24 protein-coding genes are annotated in these 25,827 nt (G+C 69.7%); 8 read left to right on the forward strand and 16 right to left on the reverse strand.

Annotated features, from left to right (window positions below; genetic code table 11):
• Nucleotides 1-401 precede the first annotated feature (401 nt).
• From VKN16_26930 to VKN16_26940, 3 genes are all read right to left on the reverse strand, one after another.
• Nucleotides 402-524: a hypothetical protein gene (locus tag VKN16_26930; GenBank protein ID HME97854.1), complete on the reverse strand. Its 123-nt coding sequence runs from the start codon at nt 522-524 to the stop codon at nt 402-404.
• On the reverse strand, nt 521-1,039 hold the full coding sequence (locus VKN16_26935; GenBank protein HME97855.1) for a response regulator: 519 nt from the start codon (nt 1,037-1,039) through the stop codon (nt 521-523). The genes VKN16_26930 and VKN16_26935 overlap by 4 nt, the downstream gene beginning before the upstream one ends.
• Before the next feature lie 902 nt (nt 1,040-1,941).
• Nucleotides 1,942-3,765 (reverse strand): alpha/beta fold hydrolase, encoded by a 1,824-nt coding sequence (locus tag VKN16_26940; GenBank protein ID HME97856.1) that lies wholly within the window; start codon nt 3,763-3,765, stop codon nt 1,942-1,944.
• A 59-nt stretch (nt 3,766-3,824) separates the two neighbouring features.
• Here VKN16_26940 and VKN16_26945 point away from each other — a divergent pair, with 59 nt between their 5' ends.
• The 6 genes from VKN16_26945 to VKN16_26970 all read left to right on the forward strand — a co-directional run bounded on the left by VKN16_26945 (nt 3,825) and on the right by VKN16_26970 (nt 7,692).
• Entirely contained in the window at nt 3,825-4,487 is a 663-nt protein-coding gene (locus VKN16_26945; GenBank protein ID HME97857.1) for a hypothetical protein, read from the forward strand.
• 117 nt (nt 4,488-4,604) lie between these two features.
• A complete protein-coding gene (locus VKN16_26950) occupies nt 4,605-4,943 on the forward strand; it encodes a hypothetical protein (GenBank protein ID HME97858.1) in 339 nt (112 codons plus the stop codon).
• Nucleotides 4,940-5,233, forward strand: a complete 294-nt coding sequence (locus VKN16_26955) for a hypothetical protein (GenBank protein ID HME97859.1) — start codon at nt 4,940-4,942, stop codon at nt 5,231-5,233. The genes VKN16_26950 and VKN16_26955 overlap by 4 nt, the downstream gene beginning before the upstream one ends.
• Nucleotides 5,234-5,329: 96 nt before the next feature.
• On the forward strand, nt 5,330-6,652 hold the full coding sequence (locus VKN16_26960) for a hypothetical protein (GenBank protein ID HME97860.1): 1,323 nt from the start codon (nt 5,330-5,332) through the stop codon (nt 6,650-6,652).
• 219 nt (nt 6,653-6,871) lie between these two features.
• Nucleotides 6,872-7,102, forward strand: a complete 231-nt coding sequence (locus VKN16_26965) for a hypothetical protein (protein ID HME97861.1) — start codon at nt 6,872-6,874, stop codon at nt 7,100-7,102.
• A 128-nt stretch (nt 7,103-7,230) separates the two neighbouring features.
• A complete protein-coding gene (locus tag VKN16_26970) occupies nt 7,231-7,692 on the forward strand; it encodes a response regulator transcription factor (protein ID HME97862.1) in 462 nt (153 codons plus the stop codon).
• Between the two features lie 20 nt (nt 7,693-7,712).
• On the opposite strand, the gene VKN16_26975 is transcribed toward VKN16_26970, so the two are convergent.
• From VKN16_26975 to VKN16_26990, 4 genes are read right to left on the reverse strand one after another with little or no spacing between them, the layout of a single operon-like run.
• Entirely contained in the window at nt 7,713-9,188 is a 1,476-nt protein-coding gene (locus tag VKN16_26975) for a serine hydrolase (GenBank protein HME97863.1), read from the reverse strand.
• 15 nt (nt 9,189-9,203) lie between these two features.
• On the reverse strand, nt 9,204-9,500 hold the full coding sequence (locus VKN16_26980) for a hypothetical protein (protein ID HME97864.1): 297 nt from the start codon (nt 9,498-9,500) through the stop codon (nt 9,204-9,206).
• Complete coding sequence (locus VKN16_26985; protein HME97865.1) at nt 9,501-9,737, reverse strand: hypothetical protein; 237 nt, start codon at nt 9,735-9,737, stop codon at nt 9,501-9,503.
• A gap of 33 nt (nt 9,738-9,770) precedes the next feature.
• Complete coding sequence (locus VKN16_26990) at nt 9,771-10,796, reverse strand: trypsin-like peptidase domain-containing protein (protein HME97866.1); 1,026 nt, start codon at nt 10,794-10,796, stop codon at nt 9,771-9,773.
• Nucleotides 10,797-10,922: 126 nt separating this feature from the next.
• Between VKN16_26990 and VKN16_26995 the strand changes: the two genes are divergently transcribed.
• Nucleotides 10,923-12,278 (forward strand): pitrilysin family protein, encoded by a 1,356-nt coding sequence (locus VKN16_26995; protein HME97867.1) that lies wholly within the window; start codon nt 10,923-10,925, stop codon nt 12,276-12,278.
• Nucleotides 12,278-13,588, forward strand: a complete 1,311-nt coding sequence (locus tag VKN16_27000) for a pitrilysin family protein (GenBank protein ID HME97868.1) — start codon at nt 12,278-12,280, stop codon at nt 13,586-13,588. The genes VKN16_26995 and VKN16_27000 overlap by 1 nt, the downstream gene beginning before the upstream one ends.
• Here the strand turns inward: VKN16_27000 and nrfD are convergent.
• The 9 genes from nrfD to VKN16_27045 form a co-directional block, all read right to left on the reverse strand.
• On the reverse strand, nt 13,585-14,844 hold the full coding sequence (gene nrfD / locus VKN16_27005) for an NrfD/PsrC family molybdoenzyme membrane anchor subunit (GenBank protein HME97869.1): 1,260 nt from the start codon (nt 14,842-14,844) through the stop codon (nt 13,585-13,587). The genes VKN16_27000 and nrfD overlap by 4 nt on opposite strands.
• Nucleotides 14,845-14,848: 4 nt before the next feature.
• The gene (locus VKN16_27010; GenBank protein HME97870.1) at nt 14,849-15,973 is read right to left on the reverse strand and encodes a 4Fe-4S dicluster domain-containing protein; all 1,125 of its coding nucleotides are present in this window, start codon (nt 15,971-15,973) and stop codon (nt 14,849-14,851) included.
• Entirely contained in the window at nt 15,970-16,569 is a 600-nt protein-coding gene (locus VKN16_27015) for a cytochrome C (GenBank protein ID HME97871.1), read from the reverse strand. Before VKN16_27015 ends, VKN16_27010 begins: the two co-directional genes overlap by 4 nt.
• Nucleotides 16,566-17,282 carry a cytochrome c3 family protein gene (locus VKN16_27020; protein HME97872.1) on the reverse strand — a complete coding sequence of 239 codons (717 nt, stop codon included), beginning with the start codon at nt 17,280-17,282 and terminating at the stop codon, nt 16,566-16,568. The genes VKN16_27015 and VKN16_27020 overlap by 4 nt, the downstream gene beginning before the upstream one ends.
• A gap of 25 nt (nt 17,283-17,307) precedes the next feature.
• Entirely contained in the window at nt 17,308-19,635 is a 2,328-nt protein-coding gene (locus VKN16_27025; GenBank protein HME97873.1) for a molybdopterin-dependent oxidoreductase, read from the reverse strand.
• Nucleotides 19,622-19,912, reverse strand: a complete 291-nt coding sequence (locus VKN16_27030) for a hypothetical protein (protein HME97874.1) — start codon at nt 19,910-19,912, stop codon at nt 19,622-19,624. The genes VKN16_27025 and VKN16_27030 overlap by 14 nt, the downstream gene beginning before the upstream one ends.
• Before the next feature lie 27 nt (nt 19,913-19,939).
• Complete coding sequence (locus tag VKN16_27035) at nt 19,940-21,358, reverse strand: efflux transporter outer membrane subunit (GenBank protein HME97875.1); 1,419 nt, start codon at nt 21,356-21,358, stop codon at nt 19,940-19,942.
• Nucleotides 21,355-24,537 carry a multidrug efflux RND transporter permease subunit gene (locus tag VKN16_27040; protein ID HME97876.1) on the reverse strand — a complete coding sequence of 1,061 codons (3,183 nt, stop codon included), beginning with the start codon at nt 24,535-24,537 and terminating at the stop codon, nt 21,355-21,357. The genes VKN16_27035 and VKN16_27040 overlap by 4 nt, the downstream gene beginning before the upstream one ends.
• A 2-nt stretch (nt 24,538-24,539) precedes the next feature.
• A partial coding sequence (locus VKN16_27045; GenBank protein HME97877.1) for an efflux RND transporter periplasmic adaptor subunit occupies nt 24,540-25,827 on the reverse strand: 1,288 nt, incomplete at its 5' end.

Consider the following 25,827-nt stretch of genomic DNA (forward strand, 5'->3'; position numbering starts at 1 on the left):
TAGCAACAGCACCACGAGAACGATCAATACGGTTTCCATGGACATGGCTCATCACCTCCCCCGCTGCTCTCGCTGATCACTCTAGTCAGCGGCGTGCGGCCTGCCTAGTGGACCTTGGGCCATAGGGCTGCCGCTCGTACAGCGAACGTGCCCGTCCTGACGGCGCGGAGAGGATCCTCGACGGCAAAGGCGTGCAGGGCTTCGACGCGGATTCGTTCGCCGTCGATGCGGTCACCGGCTACGCCGGCCGGCGCCTGGATTCAGCGCGTGGGCATCGTCCTCGGCGGCTCGGTCTCCCTCTTGGAGCCCGGGTCGGCCCGGCCGCTGGGCCGGACCACAGACCCACGCGATGATGAGCAGACCCACAACGACGGCCAGAATGCTCAGGACTCCGTCCATTGCTAGCTGGTGGGCTCCCCTACGACGATCACCGCGGCGACCGCGGCCGGTTGCGGCGTGGGGTCGAAGGTCATCCAGGCGACCGCCGGCACGAGGCCGGCGTCCTCCTGGATCGCGACCCTCACGGGCGGGTCCCGACTCCCGCGCCCGATCTGTGATGAAACGCGCGCGCGGCGCTCCCGCGCGCGGTCCTGTTCCTCGCCGCCAGCGCCGCGACGATGCTCACCAGGGTCCGCGCGTCCACCGGTTTCGCCACGTAGTACTGGAACCCGGCCCGCAGCACGCGGGCGCGATCCTCGGCGGTGATCAGCCCGGTGAGGCCTGCCGCCGGCGTCTGCCCGCCGCGATCCGGTGGCAAGGCGCGCAGCCTCCGGATCAGCGCGTAGCCATCCTCGTCGGCCATCTTGATATCCGACAGCACGACATCGGGCCGCTCTCGTTCCAAGGCTTCGAGCGCTTCCGCCACCCCGCCCGCGGCGGTCACCGCCGCGCCGAACTCCACGAGGAGCCGGCTGATGACCTCGCGCACGAGCTCGTGGTCTTCCACGAGCAGCACACTCACCCCGTCCAGCGGGGAATCATGTACGACCGCTTGCCCCATGGCCACCTCCGCCGCGCCAGACTCGGCCCAGTCGCCCATAGCCAGCTTCGCGTCTCCCCTTCCTGGATACGCCGCTCGGCCCGCGGAATCTGTCCAGACTTGAACAACGACATCCGTTCCGAATTGGACACATTCCGACCGAGGTGATGAGCCGGGGAGACCACCGGCAGGCGTTCGACGAGCAGGTGCGGCCGACCTATGGACCAATGTCCAATAGGCTGGCCACATGCGCGCTGCTAGTGTGGGGCGGTGTTGTACGAGGAGATCGTGACCAGCGCGTGGGGTGCCCTCGACCGCCGCCACCGCCGCCTGCGCCGAAGGCGCCTGCGCGGTCATGGCGCGAACGCGCCGTGAAGAGCAGGTACACGCCGGAATGGTGCCCGAAGGTGCCACCCGATCTGAGAACCGATCGCCGGTCGACGGACCGCTGCGGTGTGCCCAAGCGTCTCCCGGATGGCCAGCTCCACCGTTGCCAGGAACCGCCGAGACACGACGGGACCGTCCATGTCTGCTGGTGCGGCCAGCATCGATAAACGCCCGGGCGAACCTATGGAGGCTCAGGAGCAGCGAAGAGTGTGTGACGGGTGCGGCAAGGCAAGCTTCCTACCCTACTCGATCCGGATCGGTGAGCCTGCCACCGCGGTACAACGTGTGTATTGCTCCCTGGCGTGTGCTCATCTTCATTTTCCCACCTTCTCAGGTCGGACTTCGGCGCGATGAGGAAGCGGAAGAGACAGGAGCACGTCCCGCGATGAACGTGCGCAAGGCCGTCTGCCCGGTCGCATGGCTCGGCACCCGCTTCCGGCCTGCCACGATAGCGACTGCTTCGCGATCTGGCGAGATGAACGAGACCGAGTGGCGAGCCCCTGAATCGACGGGAACTCTCACCGCACGACCACAGCGCGAGCGTTACCTGGGCGCCAGCCAGAACACTCTACGCTCTACTTGGCGGTGACCATCGCGCGGAGAATCCGGCGCACTTCCTCGATCGTCTCCGGCTTGTCCTGCGCCGAGTGCCCGGAGTGCACGACCTTCTCCGAGGCCACTCCCTCCAGGTGCGCGCTCTCGTACTTCACCACCCCGTCGCCGAGCCCCTCGGGCGGGCCGATGCCGCGCACCGCGATGATCGAGTGCGTCGTCACCCCGGGCGCGATCGGGCTGCTGGACAGCGTGCGGATGAACTGCTGGCCCGGCAGCATGTTGTCCACCGCGGTCGGCGCTCGCATGGCGGTTGCGAGCAGCCCCGGGTTCTCCTCGGCGAGCTCGGCCATGCCCTTCACCACCCGCGCCGGCAACGTCACGAGCCGCCGGATGACGTCGAGCACGAGGCCGGTCACGCGGAAGCTGCCCCGATGCGGCGTGCAGATGAAGATGACCTGCTTCACGAACGGCAGGGGCTCGAAGAACATCGTGCTCTTCACCAGCTCCCGGGTCTCCTCCTTCATCTTGAGGCGCGCCAGGGGCTCCTTGGCGATGTTGTTCCAGAAGCGATCGCCGCTGTCCGTCACCATGAGGCGGGCGAGCAGACCGCCCTGGCTGTGTCCGATCAGCACCATCTGGCGGAGCGCGGGGTCGCGCCCGTCGGGATCCACGTCGGCCAGCATCCTGCGCAGGGCGTCCCGCAGCTCCTTGGCCGAGAGCAGGATGGGATTGCTCGTGTTGTAGGTGAAGAACCAGAACTGCAAACGGTCGCGCAGCACCGGATCGTTCTCCAGCTCGTTCAGCATCGGCGCCCAGCGCGCGGGACTGGACGCGGTGCCGTGCACGAACACCACCGGGATCCGGCCCGGACGGTAGGGGTGTATGATCCCGAGCCCGCCGGGGAAGACCGAGCTCTCCGCGGAGAGGAACGCCGCGAACTCGGTCTTCCAGACCGGCGCGTCCTGCAGCGTGTAGGCCAGCGCCGCCGACGGGGCCAGCTCGAGCGGCACCGTGTGTCCATCGACGGTGACCGTCCGCGCCTCGTCGGCGGGATACAGCTCGATCCGGCCGCGCACCGACCCGCTCGCGATGCCCTCCATGACGTTGTCGATGCGAAGGAACGCGGTCACCGGCACCTTGACCGTCGGCGGGATGCGGCCGCGCACCCGCGTGGGGCCGGCCCCGACCGGAGTGAGCGAGGCGGCCAGGGGCGCTCCGACCCCCGGCTGCCGGTAGTTGTTCAGCAGGCCGCGGGTCTCGAATTCCCCGACCGCGACGAACCGCTCGAAGCGGTAGCCGCCCCAGAGGAACTCCTCCGGCGCGACCGTCATCTCGAGCTGTCCGAACGGCAGCGGCCGCCACCCGGCGGCCAGCACCACGGTGTCGCCCTCGGGACCGGCGAGTCCCAGGGTGAGGCCCAGGTTGTAGAGATCGGCGGCGAGGCGCACCCGCGGGTCGATCCCGCTCGGCGCGCCGTCGGTGGGCAGCAGGAAGGCATAGGCGTAGACGGCCGCGGCCAGGTAGTATGCCGGCTTGTGCTTCCGCTCGGCGACCGCGAAGGACAGCTCGCACAGCGCGAAGAGCCGATCCCGGCTGAGCACCTCGCCCGAGCCGCGCAGCTCGTTGAGCACCGCCTCGGGCTCCTGCTCGAAGCGCTCGGTCAACCCGAGCCGGTTGAGCACCTGCGCGCTCCCCGCGCTCAGCTCGTCCTTGGAGAGCACGCTCGAGGTGAGGCTGCGGTACATCGTGTGCCGATCCCCTCGCACCACGCCGATCGGGGTGCTGCACGCGGATGTCAGCACGAGCGCTCCGAGGAGGAGCGCGAGACGGGGACCCTTCCTCACGGCTATATAATGACGCGCGACGGTCGACATCCCCAAACGAATCTCCGGAGCGAGCCCATATGAGCGTCCATCCGATCGACTACCTGGTGCACTTCTCGAACATCCTGCTGCTGGTGTCGTACTCCGTCCGCAACATGCTGTGGCTGCGCTGGTTCGCGGTCGCCGCCGCGCTGACCAACATGCCGTATTTCCTCTACCAGCCGTCCATCCTCTGGCCGCCAATCCTCTGGGCCGGCGTCTTCACCGCCATCAACCTCTACCAGATCTGGCGCATCTACATGGAGCGCCGGCCGGTGACCCTGTCGGCGGACGAGCGGACGCTCTACGACATGGGCTTCCACGCCCTGACGCTCCGGGACTTCGTGGCCCTCGTGATGGTGGGGGCCTGGACCGACGCGGCCGCCGGCCACAAGATGCTGCGGGAGGGTCAGCCGGTGTCGTCCGTCTCCATCGCCATCCGGGGCCACGTCCGCGTCCATCGGCACGACCGCGACCTGGGCCTCCTCGAACCGGGGCACGTGGTGGGCAGCGCGCTGGCGCTCGGGGGCAGGCCGGCGCCGTTCGACGCCACGTTCAGCGAGCCCGGACGCTACATCACGTGGCCGCTCGCCTCGGTGCGCCGCTTCACCGAGGGCCGGCCGGAATTGCTGTCCGCGCTGCAGCGCCTCGTGAATCAGGATCTCGCGCGCAAGGTCGAGCGGTTGGCTCTCGCGCAAGCGTAGCCGACCGCGGGGAGCGAGCGCGATACGACCAAGGTCCAACTTGACCCGTCCCGACCCGTGGGCGACGGTCGCAAGCAGCAGGTGGAGCCGACTCGACCGGACGGAAGGAGCCCTCCCATGATCAAGATGCTGACAATGGCCCTGATCGCGTGTGCGATGACGATCTCCCCCGCGCTCGCCCAGATGCAGGTCCCCGGCGTGAGCTCGATGCTGCCGGACAAGACCATGCTGCTCGAGCAGGGCAAGAAGCTGGTGGCCGACCTCACCTCGATGAAGAGCAGCGGCAAGCTGGACGCGGCGGACACGCAGAAGGTGGATTCGATGCTGCCCAAGGCCAACGCGCTGAACACCGAGCTGGCCAAGCCCCAGGTCGAGCCCAGCAAGCTGACCAAGCTGGCCGGCCAGCTGGGCGATCTGCAGAAGCAGGCCGGCGCGCTCCAGGGCAAGATGAAGTGATTCGCCTCGAGTTCCACGACCCCTCCGGCGCCCTCGAGGTGAGGCAACCGCACGCGCCGCGGCTGCCGGCCCTCGCGGGCACGCGCGTCGGCTTCGTCAGCAACGAGCAGTGGCAGGCCTACCGCATGCTGCCCCTGCTCAAGTCACTGCTCGAGGCCGACTTCCCGGGCATCGAGGTCCTGCCGATCGACGCCTTTCCCCAGGGCAACGCGGTGATCGGCTCGGAGGAGACGGCGACCCTCGTCAAGGCCCGCGGGGTCGATGCGGTCATCATCGGCAACGCGGCCTGAGGGTCCTGCGCCACCGCGTGCGGCCGGGCGGCCGCCAGGCTCGAGACCCAGGGGATCCCGACGGTCACCCTCACCCGCGCCGACTTCGTCGGGGTGATGACCAACGCGGTGGCCGGCCTCGGCCTCGCTCCGGACGCCGCGATGGTGACGTTCCCCATCGAGATGTTCCTGCCCGGCAGCGACATCTCCCCGGTGCAGGCGCGCCGGCACGAGTTCTACGACGGCCTGACCCGCTGGCGCTCCGCCGTCGCCGGCGACGGCGCGGGCGGCCCGCCGATGGTCGCGGTCGACGGAGCGAGCGGCGAGGACGCGCTCGCCCGCGCCAACCACCTGATGCTCGCCAACCGCTGGGGCGACGGGCTGCCGCTCTGGCCGCCGACGCGCGAGCGCGTGGACTGGATCCTGACCGGCGCCTCCCGGCCTCGGCACCATCGTCTCGGCACCTTCCCGCCCCGCGGCGGCGTCACCACTGTCGAGTCGTGCGCAGTGGCGCTGGCGATGGCGGGCGGCCGGCCCGAGTACCTGCCGGTCCTGGTCGCCGCGGTCGAGGCCTTCCTCGATCCCGCGTCGGGCAGCGAGCAGTTGCAGGCGGCGTCGGGCAGCGCGTTCCCGGTGCTGATCGTCAACGGACCGATCGGCGAGCAGATCCGCCTCAACGCCGGCTTCGGCTGCCTGGGCCCGGACCCGCAGCGACCGGCCGGCGCCTCCATCGGCCGCGCCCTCCGGCTGCTGCAGCAGAACCTGGGCGGCGCCCTGCCCGGCCTCGGCACCATGGCCAACTACGGCGGGCTGCGCTACACCAACGTCGTCTTCGCCGAGGACGAGGCCGGCCTGCCCGCGGGCTGGGCCCCGCACGCCACCGAGCGTCACGGGTTCGTCCCGGGCGGCAGCGCGGTCTCGCTCGCCTTCGCCAACGGCGCGACCAACATCCGGCGTCGCGGCGCCAAGAAAGAGACGCCGGAGGAGGACGCGCTCCAGGGCATGTACCGCATGGCCGACTTCATGCGTGTGCCCAACATGCCGGGCCTCGCCGGCTACGAGCACGGCACCCCGGGCATCCTCATGATCCCGGGCGTGGTGGCTCAGACCATGGCCGGCCTCGGCTGGACGAAGGCGTCCATGCGCGAGTTCCTCTGGGAGCACTCGCGGATTCCCGCCGAGCAGATCCGTCGCGCCGGCTGCGCGGCGTGGATCGAGATCGACGCGAGCAAGGTGGCCCGCGAGAGCCTCGCGCTCGATCCGTGGCCGATCACCGCGAGCCCCGACAACATCGTGATCGTGGTCGCGGGCGGCGGACATCCGACCAACAGCTACTGGCTGCAGGGCTACAGCCCGGGCGTCGTCGGCCGGACCATCGCGCTGCCGTCCGGCTGGGGACGGCTGCTCGCCGACGCCGAGCGCGACCTCGGGCCGCGCTAGGACCCCTCGGGCCGGCGCTCCGCGAGGAGCACCACCGCCCGGGGCCGGGCGCGAGGAGACCGCATCGCGCACAATCCGAGCCGGGCGTCACCTGACCGGGTCGCTTCTACCCGACCACCGGCCGCCCTCCACGGACGCGTCGCTCTAACTCACCGGCCCGCATGATCTTTCCCGTCCGGCACGCGGGTTGCGATTCACAAGAGCCCGGAAGGGGATGGAGTGAGCGACTTCGAATTCATGATCCGCGAGAAGCTCGCCAAAGGCACGCTGCCAAAGGAGAACTGCCGGATGACGTGGTATGGCTTCGGCACCGGCGGCATGTGTACCGCGTGCGAGCAGCCCATCGAGCCGAGCGAGGTGGAAGTGGATTGCGACCTGGGACCGGGCGGGGTTCTCCGCCTGCATCAGCGGTGTCACGAGCTCTGGATGCGGGAGTGGCGCTCCGATTGAACAAAATACTCGGTCGTTCCGGCCCCACCCGGGATACCGTGATCAGGTGAGCCTGCCCAATCGACCGCCCGCTACCGATCTTCCGTGCCTCGGCGTCGGGCATTGACCTTGCACCCGGCGGCGACATCGTGGCCCGCCCGCCCTCGGCCTTGCTGACGATCGTCGTCGTCGACGACCAGTTCGATTTCCGTCTGATCGTCCGAGCCCTGCTGCGCGGCGTGGCCGATCTGGCCACCATCGTCGGCGAGGCCGCCGACGGGGACGAAGCGCTGGCGTTGGTGCGGCGCACCCGGCCCGACATCCTGATCTCCGACGTCATCATGCCGGGTCTGAACGGCGTCGAGCTCGCGCGGCGGGTCCGCGCCGAGCTGCCGCAGACGCGCACCATCCTGATGAGCTCGCACGTGGACGACGCGTACCGCCTCATGGCCTCGGACAGCGGAGCCGACGTGTTCATCAACAAGCACGTGATCACGAGCAGCCTGTTGCCCGCCGTGCGAGACCTGATCTCGCGATCCGGCGGAGCGGGCGGCAGCGGCCGGCCGAACGGCGGCGGCACGTCATCATCGTCGATGGCGCCCCCGAAGTAAGCCACCACCGTCGCCGTCGCTCAGGTGCGCTTCGGCACCGCGTCCACGAGGAGCGAGAGCGCCTTCGCGAAGCTGGACGTCCCGGGGCCGCCGCCGCGGTAGTGGCCCAGCCGCACCACCACGAGGTCGTGCGAGGGAATGATCAAGGTGGTCTGGCCTCCCGAGCCCGCCATGTAGTACGCGTCCCGGGGCACCGGCCAGCCGCCGTCGCCGTTGATCCAGAAGAAGCCGCCGTACACCGGACGCTGATCGGCCACCCACGCGGGGGCCGGCGTGCTGACGAACTTCACGTAGCCCTCGGGCAGGAGGCGCTCGCCGTTCCACACGCCATCCTGAAGATAGAGATTGGCCAGCCGCGCCCAGTCCCGCCCGGAGCCCAGCTCGTAGCCCTGGGTGAGGAAGTTGCCGTAGGGATCCGTCTCGAGCACCATCGTCCGGATCCCGATCTTGTCGAACAGCGCGCGCTGCGGAAATGAGAGATATTCTTCCCCGCGCTTCTCCACCCCAAGCCGGACGAGGTAGCTCACCAGCACGGGATCGGTGTTGCGGTAGCGTCCGACCGTGTTGGGCGGCCACTGCAGCGGCCGCGTCGCCGCGTAGCGGAAGGCGTCGACGCTGCCAGTGTAGAGGTAGGTGTGATCGGGATAGGGCCCCGACGGATCGTAGTCGGGATCCGCGGGCGCCCGGATCCGGAGCCCGCTCGACATCCGGAGCAGGTCGGCGATGCGGATCTTCGCGCGCGGATCGCCCGGGCCCTGCCACTCGGGAATGGGCGCCGGCTGCCACAGGTCGTAGACGCCCTGCTTGATCAGCACGCCCATCAGGGTGGCGATGATGCTCTTGCCCATCGACCAGCCCTCGAGCGGCGTGCGCGGCGTGATGCCGTCGCCGTACCGCTCGCCGATCACCCGCCCCTTCCACGTGACCACGAACGCGGCGGTCATCCCGTCCGGCTCGAACGCCGCGTCCACCGCCTGCTTGATCCGGGCCGCGTCGAGCCCGGCGGGCCACGGCTCCTTCGGCAGCACATCGCCCATGGGCCACGGCTGCGTCGCGGGGTCGGCCAGACGGCTCTTCACGCGCACCGGCCTGAAGGCCGGCGCGTCCTTGCCCACCGGCAGCGTCACGCATCCCTGGTCGCCGAGATACCGCGCGGTGCGCTTGACGCCGTTCGGCAGCGTGACGTGCACCGCACGGGCCGCGCGATCGATCACCGGCGGGCCGAGCGCCGCGCGGACCGAGCCGGGGGCCGTGAAGAATCCCACGTTCTCGGTCGCGAACTCGGGCGTGAGACCGGTGATGAACACCGCCGAGCACATGACCTTGGCGTACCCGGAGGCCTGGTGCTCCAGCGGATCGCCCGGGGGAGGCACGTATGGCGTGTTGAGCTCGAGGGCCTTGGCGCGCGCGAGGAGGTCGTCGGCGGCCGGCGCCGGCGCGAGCACCGGGATGATCGCCACGGCGAGGAGGGCCGCGATCGCCAGCGATGGCTTCAAGACCTGACCCCGGCCTCAGCCGGCGGAGAACCCCTGGGGCGCCAGACGCCAGGCCTTGGCGAACGTGCCGGCGAAGATCTGGTAGCCGATGATGAAGGTCAGCTCGACGATCTCCGCCTCGGTGAAGTGCTCGCGAACCCGGGCCAGGCAATCGTCGGTCACGTCCAGGTCGTCCCGCGTGACTTGCTCGGAGAATCGCAGAGCCGCCCGCTCGCGGTCGCTGAACGCCGGGCTCGTCTCGAAGCTCAGGACGTCGCGCAGCTGCTCGGCCGGCACTCCCACTCGCACGCCGACGGCGTGTCGGATGTCCATTCAGTATGGCGTGCCGAGCCGGGCCGCGACGTGCACGTTCAGCAGCGCCCGCAGCGGCGCGTCGATCGTCCCGAGCCATTCGATGGCCCCGTAGAGCCCGCCGATCCCGAGCAGGAGCGGCAGGCGCTTGGCCATGATCCGCTCGGGCGTCGGCACCTGGCCGAACATCCGCTCGCCGATCTTGAAGAACCCGCGAGTCAACAAGCCGGGCTGCTCCAACCGCGCGATACGTTCCATGCCGTCCTCCTTATCTGGCAAGTCGCGGACCGGTCAAGGCGCCTTCCCGGTCAGCTCGATCACGCGACCGGCGCGCAGCACCATCGCCTTGATCTCCTGCCCGGACTTGAGCGCGGCGAGGTGATCGCGGACCTTCGCCATGTTGGCCGCGTTGGTCGCGGCGATGCCCTCGACGGACAGGATGATGTCGCCGCCCAGCACCATCTGCTGGCCGTCGATCGTCACCACGCGGGTGCCGCCTCGCAGTCCCGCGTTCTCGCCCGGCGAGTCCTTGGCCACGCTCTTCACCAGGTAGCCGCTCATGTTGTTCGGCACGTTGAGCAGGTCGGCCAGATCGTCGGTGAGGAACTGGCCCTCGAGGCCGCCCCAGAACGACTTCTTGGCGAGCAGCAGCTCCTGCGCGGTCTTCATGGTGACGACGAAGCCCAGGCCCTCGCTGCCGCCGGACTTCGAGATGTTGTGGCTCACGATGCCGATGACGTCGCCCGCCGCGTTGAACATCGGCCCGCCGGAGTTGCCGGTGTTGATGGTGGCGTCGGTCTGGAAGAACTCGGCCATCGGCATGGTCTTGTAGACCGTGTTCGGCGCCCACCGCGCGCTGATGAGCCCGGCGCTCAGCGAGTAGCTGAGCCCGTAGGGCGCGCCCACGATGTAGACCGGATCACCCACCTTGACCGTGTCCGAGTTGGCCATCCTGGCCACGCGCGCGGTCGTCGGCACCCGATCGATCTGGATCAGCGAGAGATCGGCGGCCGGCTCCGACGCGACCACGCGGGCCGGCAACGACTCGCCGCCCAGGAACTCGACGGTGATCTCGTTCATGGAGTGCACGACGTGGGCCGCGGTCATGATCTTGCCGTCGGTCGAGATCAGCACGCCCGAGCCCGTCTCGTTGAAGCGGGTCTGACCGGCGGCAGTCACCTCGCTGCCCTTGGCCCGGATCACCACCACCGAGGGGGTGACCTTGCGGAAGACCTCGCCGGGCGTCTGCGCCTCGGCGCTTCCGGGAATCCACGCCGCCGTCACCACCGCCAGCACCACCGGCCACGCTGTGCGCATGTTCGCTCCTTTCACACCGCCACCTCTCGGATGCCCGGATTGTAGACCATCGCGGCACGGCGAGTGGGCTATACTCGCCCGAATGACCTGCGCCACGCGGCTCGACTCATCCGAGGAGGACCACGCATGCTGAGACGCTCCCGCGGCGCCGCTTCCGCTCTGGCCGCGGCCTTGCTGCTCGCCGGCTGCACGATGACGTCGCCGATGGCGGGAGGCCCCGCCGCCACGACGGGCGACGGAGCCTCCCCGCGGCCGGTGACCGAGGTCCTCTCCAACGGGCTCACCCTGGTGACGCAGGAGCAGCGCTCCTCGGACATCGTCGCGGTCTACCTCTGGGTCGGCACCGGGGTGCGCTTCGAGACGCCCGACGGGCTGGGCTACGCCCACTTCCAGGAGCACATGCTGTTCAAGGGCACCGACACCTTCGGTCCCGGCTACATCGACCGGACGGTCGAGGGCCAGGGCGGCCGCAGCAACGCCTTCACCTCGTTCGACTACACCACCTTCCAGATCCTGGTGCCGAGCGAGGGCACGCGGAAGGCCTTCGAGCTGCTCGAGGCCATGGCCTTCCGCTCCGCCTTCGAGCCCAAGGAGATCGACGCCGAGCGCCAGGTCATCTTCGAGGAGTCGCGTATCGAGACCGACACCCCCAAGTCGGCCATCATCCGCCAGCTCTACGGCCTGGTCTTCCCGGATCATCCCTATGGCCGTCCCGTGCTCGGCACGCCGCAGACCATGAGCGCGGCGAACCAGGCCAAGCTCAAGGCGTTCAACACGCAGTACTACACGCCGGAGAACATGGTGCTCGTGGTGGTGGGGCCCATCGACGCCAAGCAGGCCCGGACCCTCGCTGACGCGACCTTCGGCAGGCGGCCCAAGACCAGCTACGCCCCGTCTCCCACCCCGTCGCTGGCGCCGCTCAAGGGCATCGTCTGCAAGACGGTGGATCGGCCCGAGCAGCAGGCGCAGCTCGCGCTGGGCTGGCAGGCGCCGAGCCTCTCCAACCCCGACAGCTTCGCCCTGGACCTGGTCGCGACCATCCTCGGGGGCAGCGAGAGCGCGCGGCTGCAGCGGACGCTGCGCGACGGCGAGCGGCTCGTCTCCGGCATCAACGTGGCCAACGCCTCGATGTCCCTCAGCGGCATCTTCTACGTGCACGCGCAGCTCGAGCCCGCCGACGTGGAGAAGGTCAAGGCGCGCATCCTCGAGGAGCTGGGCCGGCTGGAAACCGAGGGCCCGACCGAGGAGGAGCGGCAGCTCGCGGTCACCCGGGCCGAGTCCGAACATGCCTTCTCCTACGAGACCGCCGGCGGGGTGGCCACCGCCTACGGCACCGCGCAGCTCAACGGCACCCTGGAAGACGAGCTGCGCTACGTGGACCGCCTCCGCGCGGTCACCCGCGACCAGATCCGCGACGTGGCCCGCAAGTACCTGCCCCTCACCGACTACGCGTGCATAGCCTTCGCGCCGGGGAACAAGTGATGCGTGCTCAGCAGACCTCGTGGCGTGTCGGGGCATCCCTGGCCCTCCTGGCCCTCGTCGTGCCGTCGACCGCCGTCCCGCAGTCGACCGCGGTCAGCCGCACCCGCCTGCCCTACGGCCTCACCGTGGTCGTGCGCGAGAACCACGAGTCGCCGGTGGTGGCCTACTCCCTCATGGCGCGGATGGGCACCCGCACGGAGACGCCGGACAACGCGGGCATCTCGAACCTGCTGCAGCAGATGATGGTGCGGGGCACCAGCACGATGACCGGCGAGCAGATCGCAGAGGCGGCCGACCGGATGGGCGGCTCCATCGACGCCTACGGCGAGGCCGACTACTCCGAGATCGCCGCGACCGCCCTGTCGCGCCACTGGCAGGAGATGCTGGCGCTGGTCGGCGACTGCGCCCTGAACCCGACCTTGCCCGAAGGCACGCTCCAGGCGGTTCGCAGCTTCATGGTCCGGCAGATCCGCAACCGGGGCGACAAGCCGTTCGACGTCGCTGCCGATCGGATGCGCCTCGATCTCTTCGGCACCAATCCCTACGCCTGGGATCCCCTCGGTCGCCGGGAGAGCGTGGAGAAGATCGATCGCGACGCGCTCGTCGCCTACTACCGGCACTTCTACGTGCCCGGCCACCTCGTGCTGGCGGTGAGTGGCGACGTCAAGGCCAGCGAGGTGATCGTCGAGGCTCAGCGGATCTTCGGGCTGCTGAAGCCGGTCAAGGCCGACCTGCCGCCGGCCCCCGCGCCGCCCCCGATGGCGGCCTCGCGCGAGGTGTTGACCGTGCCCGGCGCGCAGGCGCAGATCTTCATGGGCACGCTGGCGCCCCCCTTGACCGACCCCGACCACCCGCCGCTGAAGGTGCTCACCGCGCTGCTGGGCGGCGGCATGGCCTCGCGCTTCTTCTCCGAGCTGCGCGATCAGCAGGCGCTGGCCTACAGCACCGCCGCGCTCTACCCCTCGCGCATCGACCGCACCGGCTTCGTGGCCATCCTGGGGACCGCGCCCGACAACGTGCCGAAGGCGGAGGCCGCGCTCGCCGCCCAGCTCGAGCGGGCCCGGAGCCAGCTGGCCACCGAGGAGGAGATCGCGGTGGCGCGCGCCTACGTGCTGGGCAGCCAGGCCATGGACCGCCAGACCAACGCGCGCCAGGCGTGGTATCTGGCCTTCTACGAGACGGCGGGCGTCGGCCACGAGTTCCTCGACCACTACGCGAGCGCGGTGAAGAAGGTCACGCCGGCCGACGTGCAGCGGGTGGCCCGGAAGTACGCGACCACCGTGCGCACGGTGATCGTCAAGCCGAACTAGGCCGGCGTTCTGTCCGCGGGCGCGGGCGGCGGCGCCCGATGGCCCAGCTCGATGGGGATGGCGGCCTTGGCCAGCACCGTGAAGACGAAGGCCCCGAGGGCCCAGAGCCCGGCGCACACCGTCAGCTCGACCCACGTCGGGACGTAGCGCGGGATCTTGCCCCAGGGCTCGGGGACGAAGCCGGGGATGATCGTGCCGATGCTCTTCTCGATCAGCACGCCGACGAACAGCATCGCGCAGGCCAGGTAGAGCGCGGGCGGCGTGCGGCGCACGCGGTGCACGCTGAGCATCCCGGCGGCCAGCAGCACCAGCGCGACCGAGGTCCAGCTCCAGGGCACCAGATCGTTGTGCCCCTCGAGGCCGCGGTAGAGGTACTCGGCGCTCTCGCTGTGGTGCGTGGTCCGGTAGAACTCGGTGAACAGCTCGGACACCAGCATCACCAGCCCCACCTGCGCGGCCACCGTCGCGATCAGGGCCAGCTTCTGGATCGTCTCCTCGGCCACCGCGTATGCGGTGTTCCGCCGGATCACCGCGAGGATGAGGATCATCAGCGCGGGGCCGGCCGCGAAGGCGGTGGCCAGGAAGCGTGGGCCGAGCAGGGCGGTGTTCCAGTACGGCCGCGCGGGAAGCCCCGCATAGAGGAACGCGGTGACCAGGTGCACGCTCACCGCCCACAGGATGGAGAGGAAGACCGCGGGCACGTAGTACCGCGGGTTCGGCTCGCGCCCGCGGTAGTGGCTGTAGAGGATGTAGAACGGGATGGCGAGATTCAGGACGAGATAGCCGTTCAGCACCAGGATGTCCCACGCCAGCATCGAGCGCGGCCAGTTGAAGATGCCGATGACGGGCGCGAGATGCCAGAGCCGCTCCGGCCCGCCCACGTCCACCACCACGAAGCCGATCGCGGTGACGAGCGAGGCCACCGCGAGGCCCTCGCCGAAGAGCACCGCGCTCTTGAAGTCCTGATCGTGGAGCACGTAGGTCGGCATCACCAGGATCACCGCCGCCGCGGCCATGCCCACCAGGAACGTGAAGCAGGAGATGTAGAGCCCCCAGCTCACGTGGTCGTTCATGCCGGTGACCGCGAGCCCCTCGCGCAGCTGAATCGAGTAGGCGTAGGCCCCGGCGAGCATCACCAGGGTGAGCGCGGCCATCCAGGCGTGATACCGGACCCGGCCCCGCGTGACCTCGCGGAGGCCGGCGGCGAAGAAGCCGACGAGGGAGGCGCGGCGGGGCGACGCGGCGACCGTGCTCATCGCGTCAATCCATGTAGTACCAGAACTTCGGCTCCGTCCCGAGGTCCTCCTTCAGCCGGAAGACCTTCTTGTTGGCGAGCACCCAGCGGATCTCGCTGTCCGGATCGAGCAGGTTGCCGAACACGCGCGCCCCGGTCGGGCACGCCTCCACGCAGGCCGGATTGCGGCCCTCGCGCGAGCGCTGGATACAGAAAGTACACTTCTCGACGACGCCGCGCTTGCGCAGGCGATTGCCCAGGTAGTGCTGGTCGGGGTTCACCTCGTCGGCGGGCACCACCGGCTCGCTCCAGTTGAAGCGGCGCGCGTCGTACGGGCAGGCTGCGATGCAGTAGCGGCAGCCGATGCACCAGTTGTAGTCGACCACCACGATGCCGTCGGGCTCCATCCAGGTGGCCTTGACCGGGCAGACGTCCACGCAGGGCGGATTCTGGCAGTGGAAGCACTGCGTGCCGATGTAGAAGTGACCGGCCGCGGGTACCTCGTGGAAGAAGTCATCCTCGGCGTGGCCGAAGTCCATCTGCCCCTTCTTGTGCTCGTGGATGCGGATGTACTGGATGCCGGTGCGCCGGTCCTGGTTGTTCTCCTTCACGCAGCCGCGGATGCAGTCCATGTAGCCGCGGCACTTCGAGATGTTGAAGGCGTAGCCGTAGAGGACGCCCGGGCGGGCGCCGGTGGCGCTCACCTCGATGCGCTGGCCGGTGCGCAGCTCGTGGAGGCGCTCGAGCCGGTGCACCGTGTCCGACTTCTCCGTGTCGGTCATGAGGCGGAAGTTCCCCTGGAAGTACTCCTGCCAGTCCAGCACCGCCCGCTCGCGGGACTCCGCGGAGGCGAGCGGGTTGCACGCGGTCTGGAAGAGCCCGAGCCCGGCCAGCAACCCGGTCGCCATCATCCCGAGCGCGGTGCGGCGGTCCACCTCCCGCTCGAGCAGCTGGCGGAAGCCGGAGAGGTGCGGGTCGTCGGCCGGATCCAGGGCGTTCGGTGGCGGCGTCTCCGCGGCGAGATGGCGGACGCGGTCGAGCCCGCCGTCCCCGTGGCCGCCGCAACGGCCGCCGCCACCGCCGCAGCCACACCCGCCGCCCCGCGTCTCGGCGCCCGGCTGGATCACCGGAAGCAACCCCTTCAGCGTCATTGCGGCCTCCCCCCCACCGCGGGCCATCGCGTGTCCCAGCGCGGGTGATGCGGGTTGTGGCACTGCGCGCACGCGTACACCACGCGCGGCGGGGCCCAGCCGGCCACGCGCTTGCCGTGGGCGCCGGCCGCCCAGTCGCTGGCCTGGCGGCTGTGGCACTGCGCGCACACCTGGTAGGCGTGGTCGAAATCCACCGGGCGATGCTCGAGCGTGTGGAGGCGGTCCGGCGCGTCGAGGGCATGGCACGTGGCACACGACATCACCGCCGGCGGCGCGTGGTCGAGCGTGACGTCCCAGTGGGCCCGCCGCGGCCCGCCGGCCGCGCCCCGCATCCGCTCGATCGGCATCGTGTGGCACGTGGCGCACGGGTACTTCTCGATGACCGGCGTCCGCGCGAGGGCGTGGAAGCGCAGGTGATCGGGATAGCCGGTGACCTCCACGCGGGCGCCGGCGCCGATGAAGCGCTCGCTGCTGAGCCCCGCGTTCGAGTTGGGCGCCTCGGCGTGCTCGATGATCTTCAGCACCGGCGGGCTCACCGGCTCCTGCTGGCATGCCGCGAGCAGCAGGGCCGCCGCGACGAGCAGTCCGGCCCTCATCGCGAGGCCCTCTCCGGCGCGCGCGCGAACGCCTCGGCGGGTGGCGCGGCGAGGGCGTGACACTGCCGGCAGGTCACGCGCTCGGGATGCGTGGTGCGCAGCCCGGACACCGCCCCGGGGCCGGCGTGGCACGCGCGGCAGTTCTCGCGCATCTGGAGCGCGTGCGGGATCGGGGGCGGGCTGCCGGGCATCGCCGAGCCGTGGAGCCGCGGCGGGGCGAACGTCTGCCAGTCGCTGACGGAGCCGCGCACGGCTTCGGGGCCCCTCGCCCTGCCCTCCCCGCCCGGGGTGAGGGGCACGTGGCACTGGCGGCAGGACATCATCTCGGGGTGCGGGGTGACCGGCGCGTAGGCCTCGAAGCGGGGCGCCCACCCGCCGCTGCCGTGACACGACAGGCACGCCTTGCCGAACGCCTCGCGCTCGTCCACCGGGTGAGGAATCGCCGGCGGCGCCCCCGGATACGCGCGCCGTGCGTAGTACACCGCGAGGGTACGCCGCCGATTCGGCTCAGTGGGCATGGAGGCGTACTCGGCCGCGCGGGACACGCGCGCGTACATGCCGGCTTCGGTCGGCAGCGTGGGCGTGGGCGCGGCGACCACCGGCATCACGCGCGCGGGCTCGCGGCCGGCAGTGAGGCTCTGGCCGACGACGGCGACCAGCGCCGCCATCAGGAGCACGGCCAGCCCGATCAGGAAGTAGCGCGAGCGGTCCACGGAGGCGAGGTCCGCGATCCGCCGATCAGGCTCGCTCCAGCCGGACCGCGCACTTCTTGTAGTCGGGCTGGCCCGAGATCGGGCAGAAGGCGTCCAGCGTCAATTCGTTGATCAGGTACGACTCGTCGAAGAACGGCACGAACACCTGCCCCTCCGGCGGCCGCGCGCGGCCGTCGATCTGCGCGGGCAAGATCAACGTCCCTCTTCTGGAGGTCAGGCGCACCCGCCCGCCGTTGACGATGTTGAGCCGCCGGGCGTCGTTCGGATGCACCTCCACGTACGCCGCGGGCACCGCCTGGTGGAGCACGGGGATGCGCCGGGTGAGCGAGCCGGTGTGCCAGTGCTCGAGCACGCGGCCGGTGTTCAGCCAGAACGGGTACTGGGCATCCGGCACCTCGGGCGGCGCTTCGTAGGGCCGGAACCAGATCCACGCGCGGTGGTCGGGCTTGCCGTAGAAGTCGAAGGGGGCTTTCGCGGCGGGATCGTACTGGCCGTTGTAGCGCCACTTCGTCTCCTTGCCGTTCACGAAGGGCCACATGACGCCGGGCCGGCGCCGGAGCTCCTCGTAGGGCGCCATCTCGTGCTCGGGACCGGCCTGGAACCGCCGGTACTCCTTCCAGATCTCCTGGATGTGCGTCGCCTCGCTCCAGGGGAAGAGCTTCTCGAAGCCCAGGCGCCGCGCCACCTCGATCATCTGCCAGGTATCGCTCATGGCCTCGCCGGGCGGCGGCAGCATCCGCTCGAAATGCTGCGTCCGCCGCTCCGAGTTGCCCCACATGCCCTCGCGCTCGATCCAGAATGCGGAGGGCAGGATCACGTCCGCCACGTCGGTGGTGGGCGTGGGGTAGACGTCGGAGACCACGATGAACCGGTCGTCCTTGCGGAGCCCGTCGCGGTAGCGGCGGAGCTTCGGCATCGTCACCATCGGATTGGTCACCTGGATCCACAGGAAGCGGATGTCCCCCCGGTCCACCGCGCGGAACATCTCCACCGTGTGGTAGGTCGGCTTGGCCGCGATGCGCTCCACCGGCACGCCCCAGATCTCGGCGGCCAGCTTGCGCGCCTTCTCCTCGGTGACGTCGCCGTGGGGCAGGCGCTGGGTGAGCGTGCCCACCTCGCGCACGGTCCCGCAGGCGCTCGGCTGGCCGGTCAGGGAGAACGGGCTGTTGCCCGGGGTGGCGATCTTTCCCACCAGCAGGTGGATGTTGTAGACGAGGTTGTTGATCCACGTCCCGCGCGTGTGCTGGTTGAACCCCATGCACCAGAGGCTCATCACCTTCTTCTTGGGGTCGGCGTAGAGGGAGGCCAGGTAGCGCAGCTCGCGCGCGGGCACCCCGGAGAGCGCCTCCACCTTCTCCACCGAGTAGTCGGCGAGCAGCTCGCGATAGCGCGCGAGGTCGATCGTCTTCGGCTCGTCCTTGAAGGTGAACTTGTCCTCGAGCCCGTAGCCGATGTGGGTCTTGCCCTCGTGGAACGACACGTGGTCGCGCACGAAGACCTCGTGCACCGCGTCGGTGCGGATGATCTCGTGGCAGATCGCGTTGGCGATGGCCAGGTCGGTCTGGGGCTTGAAGAGGATGGACCGGTCGGCGGCCATGCTGGTCCGGGTCCAGCGGGTGGCCAGGTCGATGATCTTCACCGCGGGATTCTTGAGGCGCCGCTCCAGCAGGCGGGAGAAGAGCACCGGGTGCATCTCGGCCATGTTGTTGCCCCACAGCACGAACACGTCGGCGTGGTCGATGTCGTCGTAGCAGCCCATGGGCTCGTCGAGGCCGAAGCTGGTCATGAAGCCGGTGACCGCGCTGGCCATGCACAGGCGCGCGTTGGCCTCGAGGTTGTTGGTGCCGATCGCGCCCTTCATGAGCTTGGAGGCCACGTACCCGTCGGGGATGGTCCACTGCCCCGACCCGTACATGGCCACCGCGTCCTTGCCGTGGGCCTTGATGGTCTCGGCCATCTTCGACGCGATCAGGTCGAGGGCCTCCTTCATGGGCACCGGGACCAGCTTGCCGTCCTTCCGCACCATCGCCCGGGTGAGGCGGTCCTTCCCGTAGAGGGCCATCACCGAGTGGTAGCCCTTCACGCAGCACAGGCCTCGGTTCACCGGGCTCGCGGGGTCGCCCTTCACCGCGACCGCCCGGTCGTTGCTGACGCCCACCAGGAGCCCGCAACCGACGCCGCAGAAGCGGCACGGCGTCTTCCGCCAGGTGACGCCGCCGTCGGACGGGGTCATCTCCGCCGCGCCCGTCCCCGGGCTGCCGGCCGCGCCGAACAGGATGCCCGGGAACATGGCCTCGGCCGCGCTGATCGCGGCGGCGGCCGCCATGGACCTGAGCAGGTCACGCCGGGTCATCCGGCCCCTCCTGGTGCGCGCCGGCCGGCGTCGCCTCCGAGTCGATGACCGCGTCGCCGATACCGGCTACCAGCGCGAGCGCGTCCATTGTCGGGATGTCGGCCAGGGCGCCCTGCAGAGCCTCGTCGGCCGCCTCGTGCGGCGTGTCGGTGACCAGCACGAGCACGTCGCGGTTGACCGCGGCGAAGACCTGGCAGCCGCTCAGACGACGGAGTGCCGCCGCCAGCTCGTCGCTCCGTCCCCTCACCGGATACGCCAGATAGCTCTTGATGGGCATCACCGCATCCTCGTGCGCCGAACCAGGTCAGGGTGTGGTCGTCGTCGCCGCTTGCTGCTCCTGCCAGCCGCCGCCGAGCGCCTTGTAGAGGCGGATGATCGCGACCAGCTCATCCCGGTAGGATCGAACCAGCCCCAGCTCGGAGTCGAAGAGCTGCCGCTCGCTGTCGAGCACCTCGAGGTAGCTCGACACGCCGCCGGTGTAGCGCATGTTGGCCAGCCGGGACGCGTCCCGCGCGGCCTGTTGGAGCGCCTCCTGCTGGATCCGGAACTCCTGGCGCTTCTGGTACTCGACCAGCGCGTCGGACACCTCGCGAAACGCCTGCACCACCGTCTGTCGGTACAGCTCGAGCGCGATCTGCGCGCGCGCCTCCGCCGAGTCGACGCCGGCGCCGGTCCGGCCCGTGTTGAAGATGGGCACCGTGAACGAGGGTCCCACCGCGAAGATGCCTTGCGGTCCGAGCCACGAGCTGTTCACCCAGATGCCGGCCGCCGCCGCGCTGCCGGTCAGGAAGACGCGCGGGAAGTAGTCGCTCTTGGCCACCCCGATGCGCGCGGTGGCCGAGTGGAGGAGCGCGTCGGCCTGGGCGATGTCGGGCCGCCGCTCCAGCAGGCTCGACGGGAACCCGGTCGGAAGCACTGGAATGGTGATCTGCTCGACGAGATGTCGGCCCCGCGGAACGTCCGCCGGGTTGCGGCCCAGCAGCACCGCGAGCGCGTTCTCGTTCTGGGCGATGAGCCGCTCGGTGTCCGGCACGGCTTCCCCGGCCTGGGCGACCAGGATCTCGGCCTGGCGGACGTCGATGAGCGCCGCGACACCACCCTGTTCTCTCATCGTCACCAGCTTCAGCGAGTCGGTCCGGCTCGTCAGGGTATCGCGCGAGATCTCGAGCTCCTTGTCGAGATCTCGCAGGTTGAAGTACGTGGTCGCGACGTCCGTCACCAGCGTGGCCATCACGACGCGCCGGGCCGATTCGGAGGCGAGCAGCTCCGCGCGCGCGGCTTCGGTGCCGCGCCGGAAGCGTCCCCAGAAGTCGATCTCGAACACCAGGTCGATGCCGGCCGCCGGCGTGAAGGACTCGCCGAGCTGGAACGGACCGGTATCGCCCTCGATCTTCTGGTACGGAGCGGACCCGCTCCCGTTCAGCTCCGGGAACTGGAACGACCGGGAGACCGTCACCTGCGCCCGCGCATCGAGAATGCGGGCGGCGGCCACCCGCAGGTCGTAGTTCTGCTGGATCGCCTCGTGGATCAGCTCCTGCAGCACCGGGTCCCCGAACAGATCCCACCACGGCAGATCACCCAATGAGCCGGCGCCGGGCGGATTCGCCGGGCCGAGGCCGCGGTACTCGACCGGCACCGTCGCCTCGGGCCGCCGATAGTCGGGGCCGACCGTGCAGCCGGCCGCCAGGAGTCCCATCGCCGCCAGAGCGAGGGCGCGCCTCACGCGTGACCTCCGTCGCTGCCTCCGTGAAGCGGGGTGGGCTGCGGGACGGCGGGGCCCACCGCCGGGCGCGCCTTCTTCGAGCGGCCGAGATTTTCCACGAAGGCGAAGTTGCCCGGAATGATGAAGACGCCCAGCGCGGTCGCGATCAGCATCCCCCAGAACACCGCGGTGCCCATCACGTTCTGGGAGCCGGCGCCGGCGCCGTTGGCCAGCATCAGCGGCACCACGCCGAGGATGAAGGCGAAGGCGGTCATGAGGATCGGCCGGAAGCGCAGCCGCGCCGACTCCAGGGCCGCGTCCTCGACCGTCTCTCCCGCCTCGTACTTTGCCTTGGCGAACTCCACGATGAGGATCGCGTTCTTGGCCGCAAGGCCGACCAGCATGATGAGGCCGATCTGGACGTAGACGTTGTTGTCGTAGCCCATCAGCCACACCCCGAGGAAGGCCCCGAGGGCGACCAGCGGCGAGCCGAGCAGCACCGCCCACGGCAGGCGCCAGCTCTCGTACATCGCGGCCAGCAGGAGGAAGACGAAGACGATCGCCATGACGAAGGTGGGGCCGGCGGGCGGCGAGACCTTCTCCTGGTAGGTGAGGCTCGAATAGGCCAGCCCCATCTCCTTCGGCATCGAGGCCTTGAAGACTTCCTCGAGGGCGACCAGCGCCTGGCCCGACGTGTAGCCACGCGCCGGCTGCCCGCTGACCTCCACCGAGCGGAAGAGATTGAAGCGCGTGGTGATCTCGGTCCCCGGCACGGACGTGATCGTCATCAGGGTCGAGAGGGGGACCATGGTGTCCGAGCTCTTGCTCCGCACGTAGATCTCGCCGATGTCCTGCGGCCGCCGGCGATAGTCCGCCTCCGACTGGACGTAGACCCGGTAGAGTCGCCCGAATCGGTTGAAGTCGTTCACGTAGGCGCCGCCGAGCGAGGCCGAGAGCGCCTGGAACGCGTCGTTGATCGGCACGCCCAGGCTGCGGGCCTTCTCGCGGTCCAGCTCGACCTTCACTTGTGGGTAGTTCGGGTCGAACGACGTGAACAGGACGGCCAGCTCCGGACGCTGCCGGGCCGCGGTCAAGAACGTCCGCGCCTGGGCGCCGAGCTGCTCCACCGTCAAGGAGCCGCTCCGGTCCTGCAGCAGGATCTTGAACCCGGCGGAGGCCCCGAAGCCCGAGATGGTCGGGATGTTGAACGGGAAGATGATGGCCTCGGGAATGCCCGCGACCTGCCGACCCACCGTGGCCATGATGCCCCGGACGTACAGATCGGGACCGTGGCGCTCCTCCCAGGGCTTGAGCCGCACGAAGATCGTGCCGAAGTTGGGCTGATACGTGCTGGTGACCACGCCGTACCCGCCGATGGTCGTGAAGGAGTCCACGCCCTCGGTCTTGGCCACGATCTGCTCCACCTTCGTGAGCACCGCGGCGGTCCGCTCGAGTGACGCGCCGGGCGGCAGCTGCACGTTCACGCCGATGAGGGCCTGGTCCTCCTCGGGGATGAAGCCGGCCGGCAGCAACTTGCCGAGCACACCGGCGAGCAGCACCACCACCCCGACGAGCACGATGGTGATCACGGCCCGGCGAACCAGGATCCGGGCGATGCTCATGTACCCGGCGGTGGTGCGCTCGAAGGCCCAGTTGAAGCCCCGGAAGAACTTGCCGAGAGGGCCGCGGGCCGGGCCGCGGGACGGCTTGAGCAGCATCGCGGCGAGCGCGGGCGACAGCGAGAGCGCGCTGAAGGCCGAGAGCAGCACCGAGATGGCGATGGTCAGGGCGAACTGCTGGTACATCCGGCCGGTGAGGCCGCCCACGAATGCCACCGGGATGAACACGGCGGACAGGATCAAGGCGATGCCGATGACCGGAGCGGACACCTCCTTCATCGCCTGGATGGTGGCCTCCCGGGGCGCCAGCCCGTGCTCGATGTGGTGCATCACCGCCTCGACCACCACGATCGCGTCGTCGACCACGATGCCGATGGCCAGCACCAGCCCGAACATCGACAGGGTATTGACCGAGAAGCCGAGCAGCGGGAAGAAGATGAAGGTGCCGATGATCGAGACCGGCACGGTGAGCAGCGGGATGATGGTCGCCCGCACGTTCTGCAGGAAGATGAACACCACGAGGGTGACGAGGATCAGGGCCTCCACGAAGGTCTTCACGATCTCGTGGATCGACGCCTCCACCGCCGGGGTGGTGTCGTACACGATCTTGTAGTCCATGTCCGGCGGGAACAGATCCTTGGCCCGCCTCATCGTGTCGTAGATCGCGTTCGCGGCCTTGAGCTGGTCCGCTCCGGGCAACAGGTACACCGCCATCGTGCCGGCCGGCTTGCCGTCGAGGCGACCGAATGAGTTGTAGTCCTGGGAGCCGAGCTCGGCCCGTCCCACGTCGCGGATGCGGACCTGGGCCGCGCCCTCGGTGCCGCGGATGATGATGTTCTCGAACTGCTCGGCGGTGACCAGCCGGCTCGGGGCCGAGACCGTGTAGGTGAACTGCTGGTCCTTGGGAGTCGGAGCCTGGCCCACCCGGCCCGCGGGCGCCTGCAGGTTCTGCTCCTTGATCGCCGAGATCACGTCGGCCGGCGTCAGCCCGAGCTTGGCGAGCTTGTCGGGGCGGAGCCAGACCCGCATGCCGTAGTCGGTGCCGCCGAAGAGATCGACCTGGGCGATGCCGGGGATGCGCAGGAGCTGGTCCCGAAGGTTGATACCGCAGTAGTTGATCAGGTAGTTGCCGTCGTACGACTCCTTGGGGGAGTAGACCGAGACCAGCATCAGGATGCTCGGGCTCTGCTTCTTGACGGTCACGCCCTGGGCGTTCACCTCCTGGGGCAGGCGGGCCTGGGCCGACGCGACCCGGTTCTGGGTCAGCACGTTGGCGGTATCCTGGTCCACGCCCACCTCGAAGTTCACGTCCAGCTGCATGCGGCCGTCGCTGGTGTTGGACGACTGCATGTAGATCATCCGGTCGACGCCGTTGACCTCCTGCTCGATCGGCGTCGCGACCGATTGCTCGACCGCGACCGCGGAGGCCCCCGGATAGGTCGCGGTGATGCGAATGGTCGGAGGGGCCAGGAACGGGTACTGCTCGAAGCTCAACCCCGAGAGGGTGAACACGCCCATCATCACGATCAGGATCGAGATGACGATGGCGACGATCGGCCGGCGGATGAAGAACAGGGCCACGGCTACCCTCCCGTCTTGCCCGCGCCCGGCTCGGCGCTCTTCGTCTCCGGCTTCACCTGCATGCCCGGCCGTACCTTCTGCACCCCGTCGACGATGACCCGCTCCCCCGCCTTCAGGCCGGCGGTGACGATGTAGAGGTCACCGACGCGATCGCCCAGCGTGACCGACCGGAGCGCGACCTTGTCCCCGGCCTCCACCACCATGACCGTCTTGGCCCCCTGCTGCTCCTGCACCGCCAGCTGGGAGACCAGCACCGCGTCCGGCCGCTCCTCCACCGTGCCCCGCACGCGGGCGAACTGGCCGGAACGCAGCACGCGCTTGGGGTTTGGAAATTCGGCCTGCACATTGATGGTGCCGGTCTTCGGATCGAATCCGCGCCCCACGAAGACGAACCGCCCCTTCTCGGGGAATATCGTGTCGTCGGCGAGGAAGAGCTGGAGCCGGCGCTCGGTGTCCCGTCCCCGGCCCTGCGCGTCGAGCCGGATCTGCGCGGCGAGCTTGAGATAGTCGGCCTCGGCTACCGGGAACTCCGCGTAGATCGGGTCCACCGCGGAGATGGTCGTCAACAGGGTCGGCTCGGCCTTGCCGACCAGGTTGCCCGGGTCGACCATGATCTTGCCGATGATGCCGGAGATGGGCGCGGTGACCTGGGTGTAGCCGAGATTCAGGTCGGCCTGGGTGACCGCGGCCTTGGCCGACTCCACCGCGGCCTCGGAGAGCTGGATCTGGGTACGCTGGGCCAGCTGGCTGTCCTTCAGCGCGGCTTCCGCGACGTCGACGCCCGCGGCCGCCACCTTCTCGGCCGATCGCGCGGTGTCCAGATCTTGTTGCGGGATTGCGCGGGCCTCGGCGAGCGGTTGGTAGCGCAGCACGTCGCGGTTGGCCTTCTCCAGATCGGCCTTGCGCTGCTCGAGCTGCGCCCGGGTGCGATCCACCACCGAGGTGTCCTTCGCCCGGATCAAGTCCGCGTTCGCCTTGGCGAGCTGGGCCTTGGCCGAGTCGAGCGACGCCGAGTACTCGGCGCGCTGGATCTCGAACAGCACCTGCCCCTGCTTGACCTCGCTGCCTTCCTTGTACAGCACCTTCTCGAGGACCCCGGGCACCCGCGCCCGGACGTCGACGGTCGGGATCGCCTCGGTCCGGGCGACGAAGTCGCGCACGATCGGCACGGTGCGCTGCTCGACCATCGCCACGACGACGGCGGGCGGAGGCGACGCGGCAGCCCCCTTGACTTCCTTGGCCTTGCGGTCGCAGGCGCTCGCGGTCAGCAGCGTCACCGCCAGGACGGTC

Source organism: Candidatus Methylomirabilota bacterium (genome assembly GCA_035315345.1).
Classification (GTDB): domain Bacteria; phylum Methylomirabilota; class Methylomirabilia; order Rokubacteriales; family CSP1-6; genus CAMLFJ01.